The sequence below is a fragment of the Alteribacillus sp. YIM 98480 genome, from assembly GCF_009765375.1.
GTDB lineage: Bacteria > Bacillota > Bacilli > Bacillales > Marinococcaceae > Alteribacillus.
The window spans coordinates 1-26,732 of record NZ_VTOK01000006.1; the positions used below are offsets into that span (position 1 = coordinate 1).

A 26,732-nucleotide genomic window follows, 5' to 3' on the forward strand; every position below is an offset into this window, starting at 1 on the left:
CGATTATCAAAAAACGATAATCGGAATCTTTTTTACTATTTCGGGCTAGTTATGTCCCAGCCCCTTTTAGGAAATTCCATATTTCATTATTTTTATTCAATAGAAGTTAATAATGATGGGATTTCAGATAAGCTTTTTACTTCCCAGCCAAAAGAAATAGAGGGGTCAGGTGTTGATCCTTCACGATTGATCCAAATGTTTTTTATGTTTGCACGATTAGAACCGAGTATGTCTGTGTTTAAATTGTCTCCAATCATAATAGCTTCGCTGGCTTCAAGCGACAGTAATTTTAACGTATGTTCAAATATAGACGGATCGGGCTTGCCAATGCCAAACGCGCCTGAAACTAATATGTATTCAAAAAAAGGAATAAGCTGCGGGGTCATAGTAAGTTTTTCATCTTGTAAAGTTGGAGACCCATTTGTTAATAAGAATAAACGATAGTCTGTTTTTAGTTTCGCTAAAACTTCTAAAGTGTCTTCATAAAGAAAAGGCAGTTTTTTACGATGGTAGCGATATTTTTCTGCTAACGTTCGGCCAAGTTCTTGATTTTCAATTCCATGTTTAAGCAAGGCATTGGTCCATGCTTTTCGTTGATATTCAGGCATTAATTTATTCATCTTTCGAAAGCCTGCGTTCGTTTTGTCAGAAAACTCTCCCCATAATCCTTCAAAAGGGTTAATTCCAATTTTTTTTGTAAAAGGATACGTTTCATATTCTGCGTATAATGCAGCTGCTTCCTTACGTAACGTTTGCTCTAGATCTCTATGATCAACACCAGTCTCTTCTTCGGCTTCTAAACAAACGATCCTTAATGCTTCTTTTACACTTTTTTTATCCCATAGCAACGTATCATCTAGATCAAAAATTAAAGCTTTTAACATCATCTGTTCTCCTTTCTTCGACACAACGATATTATAACCCTTAAAAGATGAGAAAGCATTAAAGAAATTTGTCTTCAGCACTTTTATTCTCTATTTTTTGTTGTACAATAACAATGAAGGTTCACATTTTTGACATTTTTTTTAAATAGAAAATATTTTTTATGTTATTTTTATATCTGTTTCTACATATTTATATTGCTTGTCATAAAGTGTCAAATTTTCACCCCTTGCTTTTGAGAACGCGCTTACAACGTGTTAGAATAAAAGTACAGAATAAATCATGTAAAAGAAGTAATATAAAAATGTTAAAAGCAGGTATACATCCTGAGGGGAGTGGTTGGAAAAGATTGCTTATAAAGATTATAGATCATTTTCTTTAAAGAAATGCTTTACATAATTTTTTCAACCTTACCAAATATCACTTAGCAGTTGGAGGTAGAACCCGATGAGTAATAATTCAGCCAAGCATGATGAGCCGTGGCAGGAATTTTATGGTCCCAACCTTGGTTATTTAATGGACCTTTATGAACAATATAAAGATGATCCATCAGCCTTAGAACCTGAAACAAAAAAATGGTTTGACCAATATGGTGCTCCGCAGGAAGAACAGACAGTGCACACAAATGGTGAATCTGTAGGAACTGCAGAAGAAGTACAGCCTAGAGCAGATACTGTTGTTAAAATTGCAGCTGCTGTAAAGCTTGCTGAAAATATCCGTATCCATGGACATTTATCTGCAGATGTTAACCCTCTTCAAGAGCCAGGTGAAGAAACCTCTTTTTTGAAAATTAATGAGTATGGATTGACAGAAGAGGACTTAAAACACCTGCCGGTCCATGTTATCTGCCCAGATGCTCCGGAAAATATTTCAAATGGTCTAGAAGCTATCAATCATCTAAAAGAAATGTACACGAAGTCTATTGCTTTTGAATTTGATCATGTACACGATGTTGAGGAACATCAATGGTTAAATCGCCAAGTGGAATCTGGAGATATTTACAAATCTTTATCTGAAGATAAAAGGAAAAGAATTCTAAAGAGTTTAACGGAAGTAGAAAGTTTTGAACAATTTCTTCATAAAACATTTGTTGGACAAAAGCGTTTTTCTATTGAAGGCGTCGACTCCTTAGTGCCAATGCTAGATGAGTTTGCACAAGATTCGATCCAAGACGGAGCTAGAAACGTAATGATCGGAATGGCCCACCGCGGGCGGTTAAGTGTATTGGCACACGTGCTTGGAAAGCCGTATGATCTTATTTTCTCCGAATTTCAACATGCCCCAAATAAGGATTTAGTACCTTCTGAAGGTTCAATAGGAATAAATTATGGATGGACAGGGGATGTAAAATACCATTTAGGTGCTCACAAGAAGATTGAACAAGAATCTTTTGATTCCCGTATTACGCTGGCAAATAATCCAAGTCACCTGGAATTTGTAAACCCTGTTGTAGAAGGTTACGCGAGAGCTGCACAAGATGACCGCTCACAGCCTGGTTTTCCACAGCAGGACACGAATAAATCAGTTGCTCTTCTCATACATGGGGATGCGGCTTTTCCTGGGGAAGGTATTGTTACTGAAACGTTGAATATGAGCAGGTTAAAAGGGTATCAAACAGGTGGTACTCTGCACATTATTGCTAATAACCAATTAGGTTTTACTACGGACACGCATGACTCAAGGTCAACAACTTATGCAAGTGATCCTGCTAAAGGCTATGAAATCCCAATTGTTCATGTTAACGCTGATGATCCTGAATCTTGTATGGCTGCTATCCATTTGGCTTATCAATACCGACACAGATTCAATAAAGATTTTGTTATTGATTTAATTGGATATAGAAGATTTGGACATAATGAAATGGACGAGCCGGCAGCTACACAGCCTTATTTGTATAACGTTATACGAAAGCATCCGACTGTTCGTGAAATCTATGCCAAATCATTAATTTCTGACAATGTCTTTTCTGAAAAAGAAACAGAAACATTAAAAGAAGAAACAATAAAGTTTTTGTCATCCCAGTATGAAAAAGTGGCTGATAATAAATCGGATGAACCAGAAAAAGTAGTTATACCTGAAGAAGTAGAACAAAGACTTCCTGTTGTTGAGACAGGATATAATTTAGACGAATTAAGACAAATTAACAAAGAGTTAATTACTTGGCCTGAAGGATTTAGTGTTTTTCCGAAATTAAAAAAGATTTTAGAGCGCAGAGAAGAGGCCTTGGAGGATAATGGCAAGATTGATTGGGCACATGCTGAAACGTTAGCTTATGCCACGATTATATCGGACGGAACCCCGGTACGATTAACGGGTCAGGATTCTCAAAGAGGGACCTTCGCCCACCGCCATATTGTCTTGCATGACCATAAAAACGGTGATATTTACTCTCCTCTTCATACATTATCAAAAGCCAAAGCATCTTTTGCTGTTCACAACAGCCCGCTTTCAGAAGGATCTATTGTTGGTTTTGAATATGGATACAATGTTCATGCACCTGAAACGCTCGTTTTATGGGAAGCGCAATTTGGTGATTTTGCAAATGCAGCTCAGGTCATTTTTGATCAGTTTATTTCGGCTGGCCGTGCAAAATGGGGTCAAAAATCAGGCATGGTGCTGCTGCTGCCGCATGGATATGAAGGTCAAGGACCGGAACATTCAAGTGCAAGGCTGGAACGCTTTTTGACTTTGGCTGCTGAGAACAATTGGAATGTCGCGAACTTAACAAGCTCAGCTCAGTATTTTCATCTGCTTCGCAGACAAGCAGCTACTCTAGGCACAGAAGAAATGAGACCGCTCGTGTTAATGACACCAAAAAGTCTTTTAAGAAATCAAAATGTAGCTTCTTCGCCAGAAGAGTTTGCAAATGGGCGTTTCCAAGCCGTGTTGGAAGACCCTAAAACAGGAAAACAAAAGGATAAAGTAACTCGAATTGTATTTGCTTCTGGAAAAATGGCAGTTGACTTGCATGAAGCTATTGAAGAAGAAAGTACAGAAAACGTTCATATTATACGGATTGAAGAATTATATCCATTTCCTGGAGAAGAAATTCAAGATATTGTACGAGAGTATAAAAATGTTAAAGAATTTAAATGGGTACAAGAGGAGCCAGAGAATATGGGGCCTTGGAATTATATCCAACCGCTTCTGCGAGATATCGCTCCAAATAACGTATCCACAAGTTATATTGGCAGAAGACGCCGGTCAAGCCCTTCTGAAGGGGACCCTAAAGTACACAAAAAAGAACAGACACGGATTATCAACGAAGCACTAACAGGAAAATTATAAGGAGGACTCATCATCATGGCTGAAATTAAAGTACCGGAGCTAGCAGAATCTATTACAGAAGGAACAATAGCAGAATGGTTGAAACAACCAGGTGATCAAGTAGAAAAAGGAGAAAATATTGCAGAATTAGAAACAGATAAAGTAAATGTAGAAATTACTTCCGAAAAATCTGGAGTTCTTCAAGAGCTTCTCAAAGAGCCAGGAGATACGGTGGAAGTTGGCGATGTTATTGCAGTGGTTGACGAAAATGGCGAGGCAAGCGGAAATGAAAAAAGCGGGGGAGAAGACAAAAAAGAAGAAGTCAAAGAACCTTCTGAGGCCTCAGCAGAAGACTCTGCAAAACCCCAAAATAATAATGATGAAAATAATGAAGAAGATTCATCAACAGACCGTCCGGTAGCTTCACCATCTGCTAGAAAGCTTGCCAGAGAAAAGGGATTAGATCTAAACCAAATTCCAACGAGAGACCCTCTAGGAAGAGTAAGAAAAGAAGATGTAGAAGACTACGAGAAAAATAAAGCGGCTGCCTCAGCAAAAGCTGACAGCGGTGCTACATCTAAAAAAGAAAGTGCTCCTGCCCAAAAAGATGAATTTGAAGGCAAACCAGTAGAACGTGTGAAAATGTCTCGCCGCCGTCAAACGATTGCTAACAGACTAGTAGACGTACAGCAGACTTCAGCAATGTTGACAACCTTTAATGAAATAGACATGACAGCCGTTATGAATGTAAGAAAAAGAAGAAAAGAAGCTTTTCAAGAAGCACACGACGTTCGTTTAGGTTTTATGTCATTCTTTACAAAAGCTGTTATTGCTGCGTTGAAACATTACCCATTATTAAATGCAGAAATTCAGGGAAACGAGATCATCAAAAAGCAGTTTTATGACATTGGTATGGCTGTTTCTACCGATGACGGTCTTGTCGTTCCGGTTGTAAGAGAGGCGGACAAAAAATCATTTGCTGAATTAGAACAATCGGTAGTGGATTTATCGAAAAAAGCAAGAGACAATAAATTAACTCTAAAAGACTTACAAGGCGGATCGTTCACGATAACAAACGGCGGTGTTTTTGGTTCCTTGTTATCTACACCAATTCTGAATGGGCCGCAGGTAGGTATTTTGGGAATGCACAAAATCCAATGGCGCCCCGTTGCTATTGATGAAGAGAAAATGGAAAACCGACCAATGATGTACATCGCGTTGTCTTATGACCATCGAATTGTGGATGGTAAAGAAGCTGTAAGCTTTTTGGTTAAAATAAAAGAGCTCTTAGAAGATCCAGAAACTCTTCTTTTAGAAGGATAATTATTATTTTAAAAGCTTTTCCTTGCAAATTGAGGCAGGGAAAAGCTTTTTTACACTGATAAAAAGTATAAAAATTTTAGCGTGGATGAATCATCGACGTCGTCAAATGTTGAGTCAGCCCTTTCATATTAGCTTTAAAGGATATTAATTTGGAGGGCTTTTCAGCCTAAAATTCGACAAAATCTCTCTCATTTTACGATTATTAATCATATAATATCATTAACCAATGTTAAAACAATTTAAATTAAATTTTCTCTTTATATCTATTGATATATACCTATATCTTCGTGTTATAATCGCCTTGTGAAAAACTATAGTGAACATTTTCTTAAGGAGGTTTTTTTATGACTCGCATTAACATGGACAAAAAAACGGTCAGCTGGATTAAAAAAAACGGCGGTATTGTAACACTGCATCCATTTTATCCGTTTAACCAGAAAAAACAGCGCGGGCCAGTAGATGTTATGCTTACATTTGATAAGCCGGAAAGCGATAACACTTTTAACATTGTACCGCACGAAGGGGTAGAAGTGTATATTCATAATCATCTTCGCATCAAGAATCAACTGAGACTTCGTATTAGCGGATTTGGACCATTTCAGCATCTTAGCTGCAGCGGTATAAAACATTTCCGAAAAAATACTGCTGTTTAAGTTTTCAGAAAAGCAGGGAATTTAGAGGACAATATAAAGATACAAATAGTGTAAGGAGGTTCAATATATGAGTCCTCCCATCCGGAGATTGTTAACCATTACGATGGAATAACAATCTCTTTTTGTATGTGTAAATAGTAACCAAACTGCTTGTACAAGTCCGCGCAACACAGTTGCACTCCACGTTTTTTTTGGTTGCCCAACCTTTTCTTTTGTTTTCCATTTTGCAAATATGCCTTTTCCTTTTGTAAATATTTATATAAAATATAATAAGAAAGCGAACATATGATTCATTTAAATGTGACTATAAAAGAATTGTTTTAAAACGGAGGCGTTCAATATGGGGGCAGTCTTTTACATAGGAAGAACAGGAACGGGTAAAACACATGCTATTCGAGCAGAAATGAAAGACAAACTCAACAAACAGCCTAAAGACGGCCCGCCAATCATTTATTTGGTGCCTGATCAGATGACATTCCAAGCAGAATACGATCTTTTACAAAGAACAAACACAGGGATGACAAGAGGCCAAGTTTTAAGTTTTTCACGAATGGCATGGCGGATTCTAAAAGAAACAGGCGGGATAACCAAAACCTATATTCAGCAAACCGGCATACAAATGGTGCTGCGAAAAGTGATTGAAGAACAAAAAGATGGTCTCCGTTTATATAGAAAAGCATCTGATAAAAGCGGATTTATTGAACATTTGGAACAGTTAATAACAGAATTTAAACGCCAGGTTGTTTCGGTAGATGTGCTTGAGAAAAAATATTTAGATTTAGAAGCAGAAACCGACAAATCAGCGCAAAATCAGGTATTAACAGATAAACTCCATGATATTGTTAATATATGGAAAGGTGTAGAACTGGTTTTAGGAAATCGTTATGCAGGAACGGAAGATTATTTGCGCCTCTTAGCTAAAAAAGCAGAAAACTCCTCATTGTTAGAGGAGGCAGAAATATATGTAGATGGTTTTCATTCGTTTACACCGCAAGAGCTTAACGTTTTACAAGCCCTCATGAACAAATCTGCACATATAACCTTTGCACTGACTTTAGATAAACCTTATGACGGGGAACCTCCGCATATGTTGGATTTATTTCAACAAACTGGAACGACTTATCAAAAATTAAGAGAACTATGTAATCAAACGGATTGTAATATAGAGGAAACAGTAGTATTTAAAGAGCAAAAAAAATATAAAACGTTAAACTTGCGGCACCTAGAAAAGTATTTTGAGAAACGCCCAACGATACCAGGCGAATCAGATAACAGTATTATGATCAGAGCAGCAGTAAACAGAAGAGCAGAGATTGAGGCTTGTGCAAGAGAAATTATAAAGCTTGTACAAGAAAAGGGATATCGTTATAAAGACATTGCAGTAATTACTAGAAATATGGAAGATTACGGAGAAATGCTTAGTGCTTCCTTCCATGATTACAATATACCTTTGTTTAACGATCAAAGACGTCCTATGTTGAACCACCCTGTTATTGAATGTATACGTTCTTCTTTAGAAACGATTTCTGGAAATTGGAGATATGAACCGTTATTTAGATCGTTGAAAACAGATATGTTTTTTTCTATCGAAGAAGACTGGGAGCAAGAAAGAGAAAAAGTGGATATGTTAGAGAATTATGTACTTGCTTATGGTATTAAAGAAAAACATTGGAAACAAAAAGGGCTTTGGGGATATGTAAGCAAGAGAACATCAGCAGGAACGGAGGAGCAGCGTAGGAAAAAAGACGTTGATTATGAGCGTACAATAAATTTCCTCCGTGAAAAGTTTTCATCCGCTCTATTGCAGTTTGAACAACGTATAAAAAAAAGAAATACCTTAAGAGAATTCAGTGTAAGATTATTTGAATTTCTAGAAGAGCTGAATGTACCTCATAAAATTGAAAAGTTAAGAGACAAAGCTAAGGATGCAGGTGATCTGGCTAAAGCTAGAGAGCATGAACAGGTATGGGGAGCAGTTATTGAATTATTAGAGCAAATCGTCGAAATGGCCGGGGACGAAGAAGTGTCTTTTTCTGATTTTCAAAAAATAATAGAAGCTGGACTGGAGTCAATGAGTTTTAGTATTGTGCCGCCTGCTATTGATCAAGTTACTGCAGCAGACATGGAACGTTCGAGGCTGACAAATATTAAAGTCGTTTTTTTACTAGGGGTGAATGAGGGAATAATTCCTGCCACATTTGAAGAAGAAGGCATACTCAGTGATGAAGAAAGAAAATGGTTTGAAAAACAAGGGATGGAGCTTGCAGATGATTCCGGCCAGCAGCTTCTCAATGAGCAGTTCCTTATTTACCGTGCTTTAAGCTTATCAGAAGAGAATTTGTATATTAGCTACCCATTGGCAGATGAAGAAGGAAAAACTTTACAGCCTTCTGTAATTATAAACCAATTGAAAGATATCTTTCCTGATATAGAGGAAAATCTACTATTCAACGAACCTAACGAGTTTACACAAAGTCAGCAAATTGATTTTGTAGGCCCTCACCGGAAAACATTGTCATTTTTAACATATCAGCTTCAATTATGGAAAAAAGGATACCCGATTTCCTCTGTTTGGTGGGACGTATATAATTGGCATATAAAAAATGATCCGTTTGGAAGGGCTCCATCTGTGTTAAATAGTTTATATTATACGAATCAACCTGTTCATTTAACTAGTGATACGAGTAAATATTTGTATGGGGAAAAATTAAAAGCAAGCGTTTCAAGGATGGAAAAATTCGAGTCCTGTGCATTTTCTCAATTTGCATCCTATGGTCTCGGTTTAAAAGAACGGGATGTTTATAAACTAGAAGCACCCGATATTGGCCAGCTGTTTCATGCTGCCTTAAAAGATATGACCGAGGTTATAAGAAAAGAAGGAAAAGACTGGGGAGAACTTTCTCCAAAAGAATGCCGCCAGATAGCTAAAGAATGTGTGGCAGCTTTAGTTCCTAAAATACAGCGGGAAATTTTGTTAAGTACGAATAGATACAAATATTTACAAAAGAAGCTTGAAGATACAGTTGGACGGGCATCGGAAATGCTAAGTAAACAAGCAAAAGCATCTGGATTTTCGCCATATGGATTAGAACTTGGCTTTGGTCAGGAACAAGAACTTCCTCCTTTACGTTTCACCTTGCCCGATGGATCGGAAATGGAAGTGGCTGGAAGGATTGACAGGGTAGATACGGCTGCTGGGTCAGAAGGTATTTTTGTGAGGATAATTGATTACAAATCGAGCGAGAAAGACATTAAGCTAGCAGACGTCTACTTCGGATTAGCCCTTCAAATGCTGGTTTATCTTGATGTTGTATTATCATTTTCTGAAGATTGGATTGGGGATAAGGCACAACCAGCAGGAGTACTGTATTTCCATGTCCATAACCCGTTTATTCAAGCAAAACAGGGCTTGAGTGAAGAAGAATTAGAAAATGAATTTCTCAAGCGGTTTAAAATGAAAGGGCTTCTCATGGCAGAAGAGGAATCAGTACGGTTAATGGACCAAACCCTTACGACAGGACATTCTCAAATCGTTCCTGCAGCTATTAAAAAGGATGGCTCATTTTACAATAACTCTTCGGTTCTGCCCTCCCATAACTACGAATCACTCAGGCAGTTTATTCGTAAGAAACTTCAAGATATTGGCTACTCCATTATGCAAGGGAACACGGAAATAATACCTTTTAAAAACCAGCAAAATACCGCTTGTTCATTTTGTTCTTTTAAAGCTGTTTGTCAATTTGACACTTCTTTTGAAGCAAATGACTACCGCGTGTTGTCTAAAAATAAAAAAGAAATACATTCTTATTTGTTTGATAACGAGCAGAAGAAGGGGCATGAATAATGAAAATGAAGTGGAAGCCAAAACCAGATGGAGCATCATGGACTGATAGTCAATGGGAAGCTATCTCTGGATCAGGGAGCAGCCAACTTGTATCAGCAGCTGCTGGCAGCGGGAAAACAGCAGTGCTTGTAGAACGAATCATTAATAAGATTACTGATAAAGATCATCCAGCAGATGTCGATCGGCTCCTGATTGTAACATTTACAAATGCAGCTGCAGCAGAAATGAAAAACCGCATCGCTGAAGCATTGGAGCGAGAAATAAATAAAAGCCCTGGTTCATTGCATTTACGCAGGCAGCTAGCGTTATTAAACAGGGCGCAAATCTCTACTCTCCATTCATTTTGTATGAGCTTAATACGAAAATATTATTACAAAGTAAACATAGATCCTAAATTTCGTATTTTAGATGAAATTGAAGGGGAACTAATGAGAGAAGAAATTCTAGATGAAGTGTTTGAAGAACAGTACAGCAAAGAAAACAATACTTCATTTATCGATGCTTGTGATAGGTTCAGCGGTGATAAGTCAGATGAGGGCTTTCGAAACGTCGTTCGAAATGTATACCGTTTTTCAAGAGCACATCCCGACCCAGATCACTGGCTCAGTAAAATGGCTTCTTATTATAACTTGGCAGAAGATCAAAACATGGAAGAGTTAGAATGGGTAAAAGAAATTTGGAGAGAGGTGAAGGCACGTCTATCTGCCTCTATTGAAGCTTTGCAAAAAGCCAAATCATTATGTGAATTAGATGGCGGCCCTGCTCCTTACTTAGAAACAATTGCAGAAGATGAAAAAATGCTTGAAACATTGCATGGTGCTAGTACTTGGGAGAAGCTGTATAATTCATTTCAGTACATTGCATTCAAGCGTTTAAAAACGATTAAAAAGAATGAAGGTGTAGAAGAAACCTTAAAAGCTCAAGTAAAAGATATTCGAGATAAAGTAAAAAAAGAGATTAATAGTATAAAAACAGAGGCATTTGACGAGCATCCTCACGTTTTACTTCAGGATATTAAGGAGATGGCTGTCCCTGTACAATCGCTTGTAAATACTGTTCGTTTATTTGCTGAAAGCTATCAGGCAGCTAAAGAAGATAAAGGCCTTGTCGATTTTTCTGATCTTGAGCATTTATGTTTAGCTGTATTAAACGAAGAAGATTCAGAGGCTGTTCATGAATGCCGGTATCGTTTTGAAGAAATATTAGTGGACGAATATCAGGATACCAACCATACCCAGGAAGCGATTCTTCAAACGATTTCAAATGGCGATAATTTATTTTTGGTAGGTGATGTCAAACAAAGTGTGTACCGTTTTCGTTTGGCAGAACCAGGACTTTTCCTAGAAAAATACCAAAAATATAATCAAACCAATGGCATTCCAGGTTGGAAAGTAGACCTTGATCAAAACTTTAGAAGTCGTACAGAAGTTTTAAGTGCTGCTAACTTCATTTTTAAACAGCTTATGGACGAAAAAGCTGGAGATGTAAAATATGATGAAGCTGCTGAATTAAAAGCTGGAAATAAAGAGTATCAGCACATGGAAAATAGAGATCCAGAGCTGGTGCTTATTAATAAGGGAGATCCATTAGAACAGTCAAAAGAAAACGCCGATGAAGCAGAAGAAGACACTGAAACAGCGCAGTTAGAAGCGAGATGGATGGCAGGGAAAATAAAGCAATTAATAAATGAACAATATCAAATACTGGATAAAGAAACAAAACAATTACGCAATATTACCTATCGCGATGTTGTTATATTAATGCGTTCGATGCCGTGGGCTTCTACAATTATGGAGGAATTTAAAAAAGAGGGTCTGCCTGTTTATGCAGAACTGAGCGGTGGTTATTTTCAAGCAGTAGAAATAAATATTATGCTGTCTTTGCTGCAAGTAATTGATAATCCAAGACAAGACATTCCTCTAGCTTCTGTTCTGCGCTCTCCTATCGTCGGAATGAATGAGGAAGAGCTGGCACAGATTCGGCTAATGAATAAAAAAAATACATTTTTTGATGCACTAAAAGAATCCGTCATTGCAGGACCAGCATCGGTATGGAAAGAGAAAGCACTATTGTTTTATGAAAAACTTCGTGTGTGGCGAGAGCGTGCTCGCAGTGAATCATTATCTGAATTTATTTGGGATCTATTACAGGAGACGGGATATTATGATTTTGCAGGAGGTTTGCCTGGAGGAAAGCAAAGACAAGCAAATTTATTAGCTTTATATGACCGAGCAAGATCATATGAGAAAACGTCTTTCCGGGGATTGTTTCGATTTTTACGGTTTATTGAGCGTATACAAGAACGCGGGGATGATTTAGGAACAGCCAGAGCGTTAGGAGAACAAGAAGATGTCATTCGGTTAATGACGATTCATAAAAGCAAGGGACTCGAATTTCCAGTTGTTTTTATTGCTGGGTTGAATAAGCAGTTTAATTTTCAGGATGTTCACCGTAACGTACTTCTTCATAAGGAATTAGGTATTGGAGCCAAGTCTATAGATCCCAATCAAAGAGTGATCAAAGAATCCATCCCGCAGCTGGCCGTCAAAAAGCGGATTCATCGAGAAAATATAGCAGAAGAGATGAGAGTTCTTTATGTAGCTATGACCCGGGCGAAAGAAAAGCTAATCTTAGTTGGTACATTAAAAAAAGCAGAAAAAACATTGAACGATTGGTTAGAGTATAGGCAGCACGGGGAATGGATTCTGCCAGAGGTAGATAGGTTAAAAGCCAAATCATATGCTGATTGGATAGGTCCTGCGCTGTTTCGTCATCATTCTGCGAAGGCCTGGCAGCAAGTGGAAGAAAGCTGCGGATTTACGGAGGTTTACTATTATCCTTCCAACTGGAAGATAACGTTTGTTGAACATCAAGACTTACAAGAAGCAGATGAAGACATTGTAACCGTGGAACAAGAAGTCGAACAAGCTTTAAAACAACAGCAGCCGGTAAACGCTCAGAGTGAATATATGGATGATATAGAAAAAAAGTTAAGCTGGTCCTATCCTTATCAAGCTTCCGTCAGCCATCGATCGAAACAGACGGTTAGTGAATACAAAAGGACTCTTCAAGATGAATACAGCGAGCCGGCTTTTCAGCCAGCCTTTCAATCTCAACACGCAGAACGTCCTTTATTTATGCAGCAAAAAAACACTAGGCCGGCTGAAAGAGGAACAGCAGTCCACACGGTAATGGAGCATATTCCACTTGAAACAACGATTTCAAAAGAAAACTGTCAGCATTATATTACAGAATTAGTATATAAAGAACTATTAAGTGAAGAGCAAGCCAATATGGTGGAGGCTAGTGAAATTGTTTCGTTTTTTTCCTCTTCTCTTGGAGAAAGAATGAAAAAAGCTTCCCAAGTTTTTAGAGAAATCCCTTTTAGTTACGGATTGAAAAAAAGCAGTGATAAAGATTTGATTTTAATCCAAGGGGCAGTGGACTGTGTGTTTCGCGATGAAAGAGGGCAGCTTGTTTTGATTGATTACAAAACAGATGCGTTTAAAAGCAGGTTCCCAGATAATATCAACACAGCTGTAACAATGATGAAAGACAGGTATCAATCGCAAATGGATCTTTATCTAGAAGCTTTATCCAACATTTGGCAAGAAGAAATACAAGAAGCGTATCTTTACGCTTTTGACGGTCATTATGTGATTGATATGATGAATTAGGGAGAGGTTTTTATGAGAGTTCTGCATACAGCAGATTGGCATTTAGGGAAAACGCTTGAAGGCAGAAGCAGGATGCCGGAACAAATTGCTTTTTTTGAGGAACTTGAAGCGATTATCAGAGATGAAAAAATAGATGTGTTATTAATGGCTGGTGATGTGTTTGACTCTGTGAACCCGCCTGCCTCAGCTGAAGAATTATTTTATGAAAGCATGGCAAACTTCAGTGAAAAGTATAACATGCCAATTATTATTATTGCTGGAAATCATGATCATCCAGACAGACTCCAAGCAGCCAGAAAGATCGCAAAAAGTCAAGGGATATATATTTTAGGTTACCCAGGCACAGAACCTGTAAAAATACCAGTAAAAGAGGAAGTGCTTCAACTAGGAGCTCTTCCTTATCCTTCTGAATCACGTATGCAAGCTGTATTTAGCAGTTCAATGGAAGAGCAGTCTTTACAAAGCGCCTATAACAAAAAAATGAAACACCTTTTTCAGCAGTTAACCCAATCATTTAAGAAAGAAAACGTTTGTATGGCGATGAGTCATTTGTTTGCAGCTGGAGGCGCATCGAGTGATTCAGAAAGACCGATTGAAGTCGGAGGAGCATATACGGTTTCGCCTTCATCATTGCCTAAAAATGTGCAATATACAGCTCTTGGACATCTTCACCGTCCGCAAAATATTCACGGATCCGATGGCTTAATAAGGTATAGCGGATCACCCATTGCTTTTAGTTTTTCCGAATCAGGCTATTCCAAATCAGTAACTATTATTGATATTAAAGCTCAAAAGACCCCTCATGTCAAAGAGATTCCACTATCTTGCGGAAAGCCATTAGTGAAGTGGGATGCTCGTTATGGACTCGAAGAAGTCTACCAGTGGTTAAATGAAAAAAGAGATGATAATGCTTGGATTGAACTGGACTTGCATATTACAGAAACACCTTCTATGGAAGAAATACATCATATAAGAAAATCACATGAAGGAATCATACATATTCATCCGGTTTTTCCAGACATGCAAAACAATATAACCTCAGAAAAAAGAAAAGAATTTCCGATTGATGAATTGTTTAAGAAGTTTTATGAGAGGCAAACAGGCGGGGCTCAGGCCGATGAAAAACTAGTCCGATTATTTTTGGAGCTCGCAGAAGGAGGAGAATAAAGGTGCGTCCTATAGAAATCACAATTAAAGGTTTGCACAGTTTTAGAGAAAAGCAAACGGTGAACTTCTCTTCCCTATGCGAAGGGGGGGTCTTTGGAATATTCGGTCCCACAGGAAGCGGAAAATCTTCTTTATTAGATGCAATGACATTAGCGTTATATGGCAAAGTAGAGCGAGCCTTGAACAATACGCAAGGTATTATTAATCAAGCAGAAAAATCATTATCCGTGTCTTTTACCTTCGAACTTGGTCATAAAGGACATGCTTCAACTTACAAGGTAGAACGCAGCTTTATACGTACGAGTGAATTTAATGTAAAAACGTCCCTCTGCCGTTTGCTTGATATGACAAAAGAACCTTCTGTATTAGCTGATAAAACGAATGATGTGAATAATCAAATTGAACATTTGCTTGGGTTGTCCATAGATGATTTTACAAGAGCGGTAGTACTTCCCCAAGGTAAGTTCTCGGAATTTCTAAAACTTCGCGGAAACGAAAGAAGAAAAATGCTGCAGCGATTATTTCATTTAGAGAAGTACGGAGACGAGCTAATTAAAAAAATTAAAAAGAAACTTCAGGAGGTGACGCATGAAAAAGAAAAAATAGAAGCAGAACAACTTGGACTTGGGGATGCATCGAAAGAAGCATTACATACGGCAGAAGATAACCTTAAATATTGGGAAAACGAACTTCAACAGGCCGTAATGAGAAAAGAGCAAACAGAAGAAAAGTGGGACCAAATAAAACAATTAAGGGCTTGGCAAAAAGAAAAAGAAGAAGCCGATCAAGAGCTTTTAGAATTAGAAAAGCAAGCACCACAAATAGAAATCTACAAAAATTATATACAGCAAGCAATAGAAGCAGAGTCGCTTCTTCCATATGCCAATGCTTTCCTCTATGCCGATAAAGAACAGAGAGAGTGGAAAAAGAAAGCTGATGATACAGCAAATAAGCTTGTTGATATATTAGTCAACGAAAAACATCTGCTTTGTCAGTGGGAAGAATTTCAACAAGAGAAACAGTCAAAAGACGAAGAAATTGCCTCTATCCGTCAATCTATTGATAAAGCAGAGGAATTAGAAAAAGAAGTGTCTCAGTATAATCAGGAAAAACAAAACATAGAAGATGTGTATAAGACATTGACAAATGAGTTGGATGCATATCGTAAAGAAGCGGAAAATATAAACGCACACGTAATGAAATATTCAGACGCAGTAAAAACACTTAAAGATCGACAAAACAAATTGCTAGGAACCCGGGAAGAAAAAAATACATTATTTAGAGCAATACAAGAAAAACAACACATATTGCATATCAATCAACACTTGGAAAATATAAAAAGAGAAGAAAGCGACAGGAAACAACAAACAAACAAAGCTTTCGAAGACAAAAAAGAAGCAGAACAACAGGTTAACAAAGGGAAAGAAACATTAACTGCACGATTTTCTCAAGTGTTGTATTGGTATGATAAAACCGCTGCAGAAAAAGGGTGGATAGACCAATTTTTACATCATCTGCAAAGATGGTTGAAGGAAGAGGCAGACAAAGAAAATCATATGAAAGCTAGGGAAATGTCGTATCATTTATCTACTCATTTGAAAGAAGGCAGCCCATGCCCGGTGTGTGGTTCTTCTGAACATCCTGCTCCTGCCGTTCCAGAAGAAAAATCTTTGAAATTCACAGATGAACATGTCGTTGAACGAGAAAAATTAGAAGAATGGATCAGCAAACTTCAAAGCTATCAATTAGTAATGAATCAGAGAGAATGGACATTGCAGCAAACATCGTCTTCTATTGTGGACCAAATGGGAGAAGAAATAGGAGCATCTCTTGCTAAAGAAGAGGATACGGATGATTTATTTTCATTAAAAAAAGCTGACAAATGGGAGGAGAAAATACAACGAAAGCTCGTACAATGGGATAAAGAAGAGGAAACCCTTTCTCGACTGCAAAAAAGCATCGAAAAAGAATTAAAACATTATTATCAAGCGATAGAAAATAGGAAACAGCACGAGTATGAATGTGATAGCAAATATTACGTACACAAAGAATTAGTAGAAAAAAGAATGACTGCAGAGGTAGAACGAGATAGAGCGAGGCAGAAGTGGGAAGAGAAATTCCCCTCTTATTCGTTTGATGCATTAGAGGACAGATATGAAACCCTCCAGCAGAATGAAGAAGAAGGCGAGCATTTACAAAAAAGGATAGAGGATGGCACGAAACAAATTGAAGACTTACAAGGTCGTTATGATGATTTATTAAAGAAACTCCATGCGATAGAAGTAAAACAAACGGAGGCAAAAACACAAGTTGATCAAATGACTGCTTTTGTAAATGATAGAGCAGCGCAGCTAGAAACAATCTTACAGGGCCAGCATTTAAACACATTAAAAAAGGATGTACATGATCAAATAGCTGCCTGGCAGAAAAAAGAGAATCACTTGAACAGCGAATTAGAAAAATTAAAAACAGAAAAACAACAAACAGAGCAAGAAAAAGCGGTTGCTGAGCATTCTTATGATGAATCTGTATCAAGATTAAAAAAAGCGCGGATCGATTGGCAAGAGAAAGCGGATAGCAGCACATTACAGCTTCATCCTGCTGCTGTGAGCGACGCTATATTGAGTGAACAAGAAAAAGATGAATACGAAAAGAAAATTAAGACGTTCGAACAGGAAAAGGAAAAATGGAAAAGAATAAAACAAGAATTGGTGCAAAAATTATCTGATCGGTATGTTACAGACAAAGAATGGGAAGTGTGGAAAGAGACTTGGCATGCTATTAATAAAAAATTAGATGATATAAGGGAAAAAAGAGGAGCTGCATCTAAAAGTTTAGATGAAATAAAACAAAAGCACGCATACTATAATGAGCTTGAAAAGGAAAGAAAAAAAAGAGAAGAGAAAGAAAACCAATATCAACAGTTAGATACTGTTTTTCGTGGGAAAGGCTTTGTTGAATTTTTAGCAGAAGAGCAGCTTGTTCAAGTAAGCCGGCTCGCATCTGAACGTCTGTATACATTAACTAATGGACGTTATGCCATTGAAGTAGATTCTAGCGGTGGTTTTATTGTGAGAGATGATGCCAATGGTGGAATAAAAAGACCTGTTACGACATTATCAGGAGGAGAAACGTTTTTAACAAGTCTTGCTTTGGCATTAGCTTTATCGGCTTCCATTCAATTAAAAGGGCAGTATCCATTGGAATTTTTCTTTTTAGATGAAGGATTTGGGACCTTGGACCATGAACTGCTAGAGACAGTAATGAGCGCTTTGGAAAAGCTTCAGACAGATAATTTATCAGTTGGTGTTATAAGTCACGTACCAGAGCTGCAGGAAAGACTGCCTAAAAAATTATTCGTCAAGCCAGCTGAACCAGGCGGCCCTGGAAGCAAAGTTTACATCCAAGGAATGTAAGGGGTTTTGCAAAATAGTTTCAAATAATATTATTATGTAAAGTGAATATAATAGAAAGAAACAAGCACTGAATAGAGATTAGTGCTTGTTTCTTCAATTACTCTTTGTTGTTTAAAACATGTGAATGATCGGCAGAGATAATTAATCGTTTACCATTCTCTACTATATTCTCTTTTGCTTCTGTGTCTTTTGTCAGCTGCCTAAATATTCTGTTCTTGTGAATACTGGTCGTTAACCCTTGCACCGGGCGCGGTTGTGCTTCAAATACACGAAAAGGATGCATTTCTAACATCGCAGTCCCATCATTTTTTAATTCATATTCAGCAATAACGCTGTCCCGTGTTCTTGTCCAGCCTTGATCAAAAATAAAATTACCAAGTGAATACATGATGAGTGTATCGTTATAAACATCGACTGATTGAAGAACATGGGGGTGATGCCCAATAATAATATCGGCTCCTGCATCCGCTATGGCATGAGCCAATTCTTTCTGGCGGGTGGTGGGGGAGCTGTCGTATTCTTGTCCGCTGTGCAGATGAACCAATACTAAATCTGCATCTTCTTTTGCTTTTTTTATAGCTGGGATAAAATCATCCGGATCTGATGTTAATATGCCGGGTGTGTTTGGGCTGCCACTTTCCATATCAGCATAAACAATATCGTTTATACCTAATGTAGCCACATCAAGCTCCTCGTATTGATTAACTGTATAACTTTCCGATGAATTTCCGTTTTCAACGACTCCTGCTGGATCAATTGAAGTTTGTCGAAAAGCATCGAGCGTAGCTGAAAATCCCTCTGATTTATAATCCATCATATGATTATTCGCCAAGTTCACTGTAGAAAAATTTAATTGTTCTAAAGCGCCTAATGACCTTTGTTTAGAAGACAAGTGAATCGTTTTATTAGCTTGTTCAAACTCGTCTTCGTTATCTATAATTGGGTGTTCGAAATTGCCTGTTGTATAATCACTAGAACGTAATATACTTTCAGCATAAGCAAACAGTGAAGTGTATCCATGTCGTTTAGTTATTTCTTCGACATGGCGGCCAAGCATAATATCGCCAACCATAGACGCCGAAAACACCGTATCATCTTCTTCTGGTTTGCTGCTTTTTTCAACAGCTTCAGGCTCAGACCAACGGATAACAGAAATTAATAAAATACATAGTAATAATGCAATCCAAGCTTGATGAAATCCTTTTTTCTTTTCTTTTTTGGTAATTGCTAATATCTTTTCTTTAAATGTTAACTCTTTTTGTTTCATCATATGGAAACCCCTAAATAAGATAATATAACGTTATAATACCGAACGTAACGGCAGTAAGCACTAAAGTACTTGTAAATGTCGGGATGACACCTTGTTTTTGCATTGTATTTGCAATAAGGCCTGGCACGATTACACCTAATCCCCGAAATTCATATATTTCAAAAGGAAGGACGGGATAAAAATAATCAAACAGCAGCTTTAACACAATTCCTGTACAAAGCATGGCCGCAAATTTTCTTCTCCCGTAAAGCACCATAAATTTAGATAATCCAAAAGTGACAATCAAATAGGTGACCAGGCTTATAATAAATATCGTTAAGAGAAATACAGGCTGATCAAATACAAGTGCTAAATAACCGGGAACGATTAGCCCGGCAGGCATCACACCTGTTTTCTCCGCATATATTAAACTGAGCACAACGCCTATTACTAAGGCGATGTATAAATCTGTACCAAACAATGACATTGCCTCCTCATCAACTTACTTTATTGCTATCCAAGATATTAGGAGAAGATTGAAGAGCATTTATAAATGCCTCTCCGGCACCATGGATATTTCCTATTCCAAATATTGTTGCATGGTTTGCTTCGTTTATAACTCTATCTAGTACAGCGTCTGGTTTGGTTCCTTCTAAATTAATAACTTTTTCAAAGGGAAGGTTCCCTTTTTCATAATCAGACAATACGTGGTGAACGTTCTTTCCTATTAGTATCAATTTTTCTCCATGAAGATGAGGAAGCACGTTATCACTGAAGTCTTTAGTACGGTCGACTCTGTCTTCTCGGCAATTCATAATAACAATAGGATGCTCGGTCATAAATTCGGATGACTTAATCCTTTCCCAGATGGAAAGAGTGGAGTGAGCATCATTAGCGGCAAAACTATTAATAAAATAAGAAGATTTTTGAGCACCGTCTTTGAATGCTGTGATCTTAAGAGCACCTGGGTCCGGATTTGCGTTTAACATTCCTTTTAAAGCTGTCTCTTTATCAATGTTTAAACTTTCCGCCACGGCTAAAGCCACTGCTGCGTTCTCCGGGAAAATCATATAATCGAATGTATGAATAAATCCTTCTGGCAATTTATTCGGGTCAGCACAAATGACTTCGGTGTTTCTTTTTTGTGCTATATCGTAAAAATAAGAATAAAACGGACCATCTGTCGTGATTAATGTGCCGTCATATGGAATAGTCGAAGCAAAGCCGTCCGCCACATGCTGAAGGGTAGGGCCCATTACATCCATATGGTCTTCATATACATTTAAAATGACACCAATATTTGCTTGTAAAAAATGTTTTTGAAGAACGTCTTGATATTCTGGATTAATCGCCATGCATTCACTCACAAATGCTTCTGCTCTTTGGGCCGAAACCTGTTGTAAAATTGTTTTTTGTTCTTTAATGTTTGGTCCTTCTAGCCTTCTTACGATAGGTGTTTCTTGTCGTTGCCAGTCAATAAGGCGAGCAGAAGTGCCCGTTGTTTTTCCGAAAGTCTTGTATCCCGCTTCCGTTAACACGCCGGTTATCAGGCGGGTTACGGTAGATTTGCCCCGGATCCCATTTACGTTCACACGAACGGGAATCGTATCAATTTCTTTTTGATGTTTTCGTTTTTCTTGATAGCCGAAATAACATAAAATGGCACATGCCATTAATATAAGAAGCATGGCTTGTCCTCCTAGTCAGCCCTGTATTTCTAATGCTCTTATTTACTCACACCGTGCATAAAATGGGGCGTCCTTTAACTTCATTTGATCGGACGCCTGATTTTGCATAAAATTACTTTTTTAATCGGTTAAAAAACTTTCATCTTCCTCTTCCTGTTGGAGTTGAGAATCGATAGCTTCTGATTCTTGCGGCGTTAGATTTTCATCATGTTTAAAAAAATACATGAATAATACTAGACCTAATAAGAATAAATAAGGAAGTATTGTTTTTAGTTTAGGCATAAAAACCACACCTGCAAATATTAATTAATATCGAATGAACCTTCTCTTCGTTCATCAGCAATTCCAGTCATCTCCTGTTTGTCGTAATCTTTTATTAAAGCTGAAACATTTCCGAAATAGGTGCTTACACCTTCCACTTGATAATCATATCCGTAGCTTTCTAGTTGTGCAATAAGACTCTGGTCCTCAATAAATGCTTCAGTATCTTCTAGATGAATCAGGTCTTTCTCAGGGTGAAAGCGACCGGCATTAACGGTGTCCTGGTAATCTTCTTCCAAGTATGCCTGTCTAATCAAAAACTGGGATAGAACACCAGGAATACGGTTGCCCCCCGGAGTGCCTATTCCCATAACAACTTCGGAAGTCTCATTTTTTATAATACTAGGGGCAATAAAACTGCGTGGACGTTTTCCAATTTCTATATAATTAGGTGAATTTGGATCATCGCTGAAGTTGCCCAAGTTGCTGTTCATCCACATGCCATCTACCATGTTTCCCGAGCCGAAGAAATTTCCTAAAGTGTTTGTAGCTGAAACTGTTTTTCCTTCTTTATCAATGATGACAAAATGAGTGGTGCTTGTATGTTCTTGCATATTGTTATCCTGTTCTACATCTAATATAACTTCTTCGCTTAATCTGTTTTCGGTGACATAATTCGCACGTTCCCTAATAAAGTCATCACTTGTCAGATGGTCAACATTGACATTTTCAAAATTAGGATCGCCAATGGTGTTCAATCGTTGATAATATGCTTCCCTTGTAATTTCGCTCATTAAATGTATATACTCGGCCTTATTGTTGTTTAAATAGTTTTTAATATTCAAATGTTCGGCCATGCCAAGCATTTGAATGAAGGTTGTTCCTGAAAGTGGAGGTGGAGCAGAATAAACGGTATGATCTTCAAATGTCCCTTTTACGGGTTCCTTTTCATCTACAGTATATTGAGACAGATCACTGCTGTTAATATGGGGAACTTGGCCAGATATACTGTTTGAAACGTTTCCTTCGTAAAAATCATTTAAACCTTCTGTTTGTAACTGTTTTAATGTATTAGCTAAGTCTTCTTGCACAAGTGTTTCTCCAATTTCAATTGGTTCTCCTTCAGGGTAAAAATGAGGTACTTCTTCTGTCTGAATCCGGTGTGCTGCATTTTTTAAGCGGTAGTGTAAATCTGGGTTGACCTTAAATCCATTCTCAGCATAAGAAATAGCCGGTTGGAGCAGCTCATCTATTGGCAGTTCTCCATGTGTTTCATGTATAGTCTGCATCCCCTTAACAAATCCAGGAATTGCGATTTGGTCAGCAGGATTTTGGGTTGAAGCTGTTTCCCGGTAATCATAAGTGATAGGATCGTTTTTTAAAGAAGGCATATACAGCATGGCACCGCCGCCTCCTAAGCCAGAGCCATAAGGTTCTGTGACTGCTAAGGTGAAGGAAACAGCTACTGCAGCATCGATGGCGTTGCCTCCTTTTTCCAAAATATCCATTCCGGTTTCAATTGCGTAGTCGTTAGAGGAACTTACCCCGTATCCTTCAAATTCTTCTAAGGAAACTTTTTGTGCGTCATCTTCAAAATCGGGTGATGAGTCCTCAGCATTTTCGTTCCACGTATTAGACATGAAAAAATAAATAGCGAAACCTAGTATGATGATCCCTGCTAATATATTAGTAAGTTTTGTGGCAGACAAATTTTTTTGGCACTCCTTTCAAAAAACGACAACAACTCTATGTTGTATATCCTAACAATAAAGGATTTAAAACGCCATTGGATCGAAAATAATTGATAATATTTGATATTCTTTTAGATTTCTTTCTATTTTTTACTAAAATGCGTAAACTATAAAAGGTAGTATGAAAGTGGGTGAAATCATGGAGGAATTCATACTGGCAAGTGGATTATCTGCATTTGCCACCGGATTAGGAGCAATTCCTGCGATATTATTAAGAAACACAACTCACCGAGGAAAAGATATGCTGCTTGCTTTTAGTGCAGGAATGATGATGGCAGCATCTATGTTTGAACTTATACCAGAGAGCTTAAACCTTGGTGGTTATGAGGCTGCTTTTATTGGAATATTTCTTGGAATGTTGATTTTAACATTATTAGAACAGAATATTCCTCATGAACATATTGAACGGACCGATAATAATGAGTATTTTGACATTAAAATGATTGATCGAAAAGCACTGCTTATTATAATGGCCATCACGCTTCATAATATACCGGAAGGGTTGTCTGTCGGGGTAAGTTATAATAGTGGGATAGAAGGTCTTGGCTTATTGATAGCTCTTGCTATTGGGGTTCAGAATGCGCCGGAAGGTTTTATCATCGCATTCTTTTTAATCGAACAAGGAGTTAAAAAAAGCCATGCATTTTTAATAGCTTTAGGTACAGGTTGTATGGAGTGGATTGCAGCTTTTGTTGGTTTTTGGTTAACGGCGGTTGCAAGTCAGTTAGTTCCCATAGGATTAGCTTTTGCGGCCGGATCTATGCTATATATTGTGTACAAAGAATTAATTCCCGAAAGTCACGGGGATGGATATGCATTAAGTGCAACGTATTCATTTACAGGCGGGCTGCTATTGATGGTAGCTATGACATGGTTTTTTTAAAAGGTAAGAAATGATAAATTGTTTTTGATGTCTAGCTTCAGCGCCCAGCTGCTCAGGCGCACACGAGAAAGAGGAACTTTTGTTAAAACCGCGACGTCCTGTCGCAACGCAAAAGTCAACACCTCCTGTGCAAGCCAGTTCAGCGTTGTCACAGGACGTCCTTCCACACGATGTGGTGCCTTTTACGTTGCACATTCGTCGCCAAAAACGCCACGTCCTGTGGCATTGGCGACATTAGCACATCCTATGCGTCGACGTGTTCGATTTTAGTAGAAGTTCATTAAAATGAGCTGAACGTCTTCCCTTTCGACTCCGGGCCGCAGGCGACCCTGCGCGAAAGCTCCAGAACCTGTGGCGGCTGACCAGGGCGCTTGCGCTTTTCTTAGTGAGGTGAATCAACGAGGTGGACAACAATAAATTAGAAAAAATGCTTGCATTAATAAGTTTTTTCGTTGGAATTATTTTATTCCTTTCGTTAATAAGACAGTTAATAGATTTTTTTTGAAGAATTAGTCTAGGAATTTTGAAGTATTTATTCTAAAAGTTAGGTTTGAAAATATAAATGATAATGATGCTGACAGCCTGGGTTATATAAAGCTTTGCACACAGGGCAAGAATAGTTGCATTTTAAATATTCTTGAATGGTGAGTTTATATCCGCAAGCTCCGCAAAGAATGGCTTTTTGGTTCCATTGATCTTTAGGCCATTGTAGAGGGGGGTGATCGCATATTTGTTCATGACATTTATAACAGCAGAAAAAATCTCCACAGCAAAAAAATTGAATAGCAATGATATCTTCTTTCTTATGATAGTGGGCACAGCGGCTTTGTTTATCCGGGCGGACCCCTTTTACAACGGTATTACCTATATTTACTTTCATAATAACCCTCTTTTTGTGCAATGATAAAACAGATTACAATTAGTGAGAAAACGTTGCCTGCTTCTTAAACTGTATGCGTTGTTGACAAGATAACTTTATTCATTCCTAAGACAGTATAACAAAAAATCAGGAAAAATAATGTTTAATTTCATAGGAGGAGGGTATATACATCAATGTCTCTTATTTTATTTAGAGGTACTAATATTTCTGTCACCGAATGTTCATTGACCGTTTGGTGTTGATGGCGTATTATTAAAGTTGGAATAAAACCAAAAGCTAATTTGTGACAAAAGTTAGAATTTTCATTCAATTAATCGACACATTGTTGCTTTTGTGTTATATTTATTCTATGCGTTAATGTTCAGAATTTTCTACATTACATGAAGGAGATGGTTCATGGCAACGGTGTAGAGTATTTTTTAAGGAGGAGATCGTATGCCTGTAAAAGAAAATCAAGAAACACTTGTAAGAACCAAAGCAAAAGAGCTCTGCAGTGCAATGGAATTAAGGGGTTGGGCAAGCACAAAATTTGTACCTACTCCGCCTTATGGATATACGCTAGTGAGTATGACGGGATGTCGTGCGTGGTTTGGCAAACGGTGGGGCATGATTTGCGATGATATGGAAGATCATCTTAAACTTGTATTAGATATTCCAAGAGGAAGGTCATCGGCTGAAGAAATTTCTGAACGGTTAAACCTTCCATTAGTAAGCGGCAACAAAGGGAAAAGCGGAGTTGAAATGATTGATAACCGGGATCGTATTACTGTAGTTCTCTATCTGTTTACAGATGAATTAAAAAATACGCAATTCCGGAATAGTGAAGTAATGGAATTTGTTAGTGATGTTAGACGTTGGTCCTGCCTGTAAACTTCATAATTAAGAACCACACAGGGCGTCACCCTTCTCGGGTGCGCTTATTTTTTTGTGAAAGTAATTTTTCCATCGAATATGGTAAAACATAATAATAGACGTCACTGAACCTTTTTAAACCGAATGCGTCAATCCCTTTCATGTTGGAGGTCTTTTTAGAATGACACTTAATAAAACAGTAATTATTACAGGTGCAAGCAGTGGAATAGGTGAAGCAGCTGCAAGAAAATTGACTCAAGAAGGAGCCAATGTTGTGCTTGCTGCTAGAAGTATAAATAAATTAAAACAATTGCAATCAGAACTAATCAATAATAAAGGAGAAGTGATTGTTCGCCAAACAGATGTTACTTCGTTAGATGAAATGAAGCAGCTGGCCGCTTTCGCCATAGAATCATTTGGTAAAATAGATGTGATGTTTAATAATGCAGGTTTAATGCCGCTTTCTTATATGAAAAACACGAAAGTAGACGAATGGAATCGTATGATTGATGTTAATATCAAAGGTGTATTGAATGGGTTTGCAGCAGTATGTAATCATATGCTTGCCAGAAATCAAGGTCATATTATTACAACTTCTTCTGATGCAGCACATAAAGTTTTTGTTGGATCTGCAGTTTATAGTGCTACAAAGCATGCTGTGTCTGCTATTATGAAAGGATTGAAGCTAGAAATGGCAAGGACGGATTTACGATTTACGGCGATTTCTCCAGGAGCTGTTGCTACTGATTTAACGAATACCATTACGGATGAAAATATTTTAAAGAACATGAATGAAGAAGGGATGCCTTTTGAACCTCTGAAAAGTGAAGATGTAGCGGAGGTAGTATATTATGCTGTCACTCAGCCTGCAAATGTAGATGTAAATGAAATAGTGGTGCGTCCTGTTCATCAGGATGGATGATACGTTCACATTTGTAA

17 protein-coding genes are annotated in these 26,732 nt (G+C 37.8%); 10 read left to right on the forward strand and 7 right to left on the reverse strand.

Features of this window, described 5'->3' with window-relative positions:
* Positions 1-92: 92 nt before the first annotated feature.
* On the reverse strand, positions 93-887 hold the full coding sequence (locus FZF09_RS08835) for an HAD family hydrolase (protein ID WP_370514441.1): 795 nt from the start codon (positions 885-887) through the stop codon (positions 93-95).
* A 442-nt stretch (positions 888-1,329) separates the two neighbouring features.
* Here FZF09_RS08835 and FZF09_RS08840 point away from each other — a divergent pair, with 442 nt between their 5' ends.
* The 7 genes from FZF09_RS08840 (at position 1,330) to FZF09_RS08870 (ending at position 18,229) form a co-directional block, all read left to right on the forward strand.
* Positions 1,330-4,170, forward strand: coding sequence for a 2-oxoglutarate dehydrogenase E1 component (locus FZF09_RS08840; RefSeq protein ID WP_158736236.1), 2,841 nt, complete (start codon positions 1,330-1,332; stop codon positions 4,168-4,170).
* Positions 4,171-4,185: 15 nt separating this feature from the next.
* Positions 4,186-5,472, forward strand: a complete 1,287-nt coding sequence (odhB, locus tag FZF09_RS08845) for a 2-oxoglutarate dehydrogenase complex dihydrolipoyllysine-residue succinyltransferase (protein WP_158736237.1) — start codon at positions 4,186-4,188, stop codon at positions 5,470-5,472.
* A gap of 344 nt (positions 5,473-5,816) precedes the next feature.
* Positions 5,817-6,125, forward strand: a complete 309-nt coding sequence (locus FZF09_RS08850) for a hypothetical protein (RefSeq protein ID WP_158736238.1) — start codon at positions 5,817-5,819, stop codon at positions 6,123-6,125.
* Between the two features lie 340 nt (positions 6,126-6,465).
* Positions 6,466-9,969 carry a helicase-exonuclease AddAB subunit AddB gene (addB, locus tag FZF09_RS08855; RefSeq protein ID WP_158736239.1) on the forward strand — a complete coding sequence of 1,168 codons (3,504 nt, stop codon included), beginning with the start codon at positions 6,466-6,468 and terminating at the stop codon, positions 9,967-9,969.
* Positions 9,969-13,646 (forward strand): helicase-exonuclease AddAB subunit AddA, encoded by a 3,678-nt coding sequence (gene addA / locus FZF09_RS08860; protein WP_158736240.1) that lies wholly within the window; start codon positions 9,969-9,971, stop codon positions 13,644-13,646. The genes addB and addA overlap by 1 nt, the downstream gene beginning before the upstream one ends.
* 12 nt (positions 13,647-13,658) lie before the next feature.
* The gene (locus tag FZF09_RS08865) at positions 13,659-14,813 is read left to right on the forward strand and encodes an exonuclease SbcCD subunit D (RefSeq protein WP_158736241.1); all 1,155 of its coding nucleotides are present in this window, start codon (positions 13,659-13,661) and stop codon (positions 14,811-14,813) included.
* Positions 14,814-14,815: 2 nt separating this feature from the next.
* On the forward strand, positions 14,816-18,229 hold the full coding sequence (locus FZF09_RS08870) for an AAA family ATPase (RefSeq protein WP_158736242.1): 3,414 nt from the start codon (positions 14,816-14,818) through the stop codon (positions 18,227-18,229).
* A 97-nt stretch (positions 18,230-18,326) separates the two neighbouring features.
* On the opposite strand, the gene FZF09_RS08875 is transcribed toward FZF09_RS08870, so the two are convergent.
* The 5 genes from FZF09_RS08875 to FZF09_RS08895 form a co-directional block, all read right to left on the reverse strand.
* Positions 18,327-19,499 (reverse strand): CapA family protein, encoded by a 1,173-nt coding sequence (locus tag FZF09_RS08875; RefSeq protein ID WP_158736243.1) that lies wholly within the window; start codon positions 19,497-19,499, stop codon positions 18,327-18,329.
* A gap of 10 nt (positions 19,500-19,509) precedes the next feature.
* The gene (gene pgsC / locus FZF09_RS08880) at positions 19,510-19,959 is read right to left on the reverse strand and encodes a poly-gamma-glutamate biosynthesis protein PgsC (RefSeq protein ID WP_158736244.1); all 450 of its coding nucleotides are present in this window, start codon (positions 19,957-19,959) and stop codon (positions 19,510-19,512) included.
* 16 nt (positions 19,960-19,975) lie between these two features.
* On the reverse strand, positions 19,976-21,166 hold the full coding sequence (gene pgsB / locus FZF09_RS08885) for a poly-gamma-glutamate synthase PgsB (RefSeq protein ID WP_158736245.1): 1,191 nt from the start codon (positions 21,164-21,166) through the stop codon (positions 19,976-19,978).
* 120 nt (positions 21,167-21,286) lie between these two features.
* On the reverse strand, positions 21,287-21,448 hold the full coding sequence (locus FZF09_RS08890) for a hypothetical protein (protein WP_158736246.1): 162 nt from the start codon (positions 21,446-21,448) through the stop codon (positions 21,287-21,289).
* 20 nt (positions 21,449-21,468) lie between these two features.
* On the reverse strand, positions 21,469-23,136 hold the full coding sequence (locus FZF09_RS08895; RefSeq protein WP_158736247.1) for a gamma-glutamyltransferase family protein: 1,668 nt from the start codon (positions 23,134-23,136) through the stop codon (positions 21,469-21,471).
* 181 nt (positions 23,137-23,317) lie between these two features.
* Here FZF09_RS08895 and FZF09_RS08900 point away from each other — a divergent pair, with 181 nt between their 5' ends.
* The gene (locus FZF09_RS08900; RefSeq protein WP_158736466.1) at positions 23,318-24,061 is read left to right on the forward strand and encodes a ZIP family metal transporter; all 744 of its coding nucleotides are present in this window, start codon (positions 23,318-23,320) and stop codon (positions 24,059-24,061) included.
* Positions 24,062-24,605: 544 nt separating this feature from the next.
* Here FZF09_RS08900 and FZF09_RS08905 read toward each other — a convergent pair.
* Positions 24,606-24,941 (reverse strand): CHY zinc finger protein, encoded by a 336-nt coding sequence (locus FZF09_RS08905; RefSeq protein WP_158736248.1) that lies wholly within the window; start codon positions 24,939-24,941, stop codon positions 24,606-24,608.
* A gap of 435 nt (positions 24,942-25,376) precedes the next feature.
* Between FZF09_RS08905 and FZF09_RS08910 the strand changes: the two genes are divergently transcribed.
* Both FZF09_RS08910 and FZF09_RS08915 read left to right on the forward strand, forming a co-directional pair.
* Positions 25,377-25,811 carry a hypothetical protein gene (locus FZF09_RS08910; RefSeq protein ID WP_158736249.1) on the forward strand — a complete coding sequence of 145 codons (435 nt, stop codon included), beginning with the start codon at positions 25,377-25,379 and terminating at the stop codon, positions 25,809-25,811.
* Between the two features lie 163 nt (positions 25,812-25,974).
* Entirely contained in the window at positions 25,975-26,715 is a 741-nt protein-coding gene (locus FZF09_RS08915) for an SDR family oxidoreductase (RefSeq protein ID WP_158736250.1), read from the forward strand.
* Positions 26,716-26,732 lie beyond the last annotated feature (17 nt).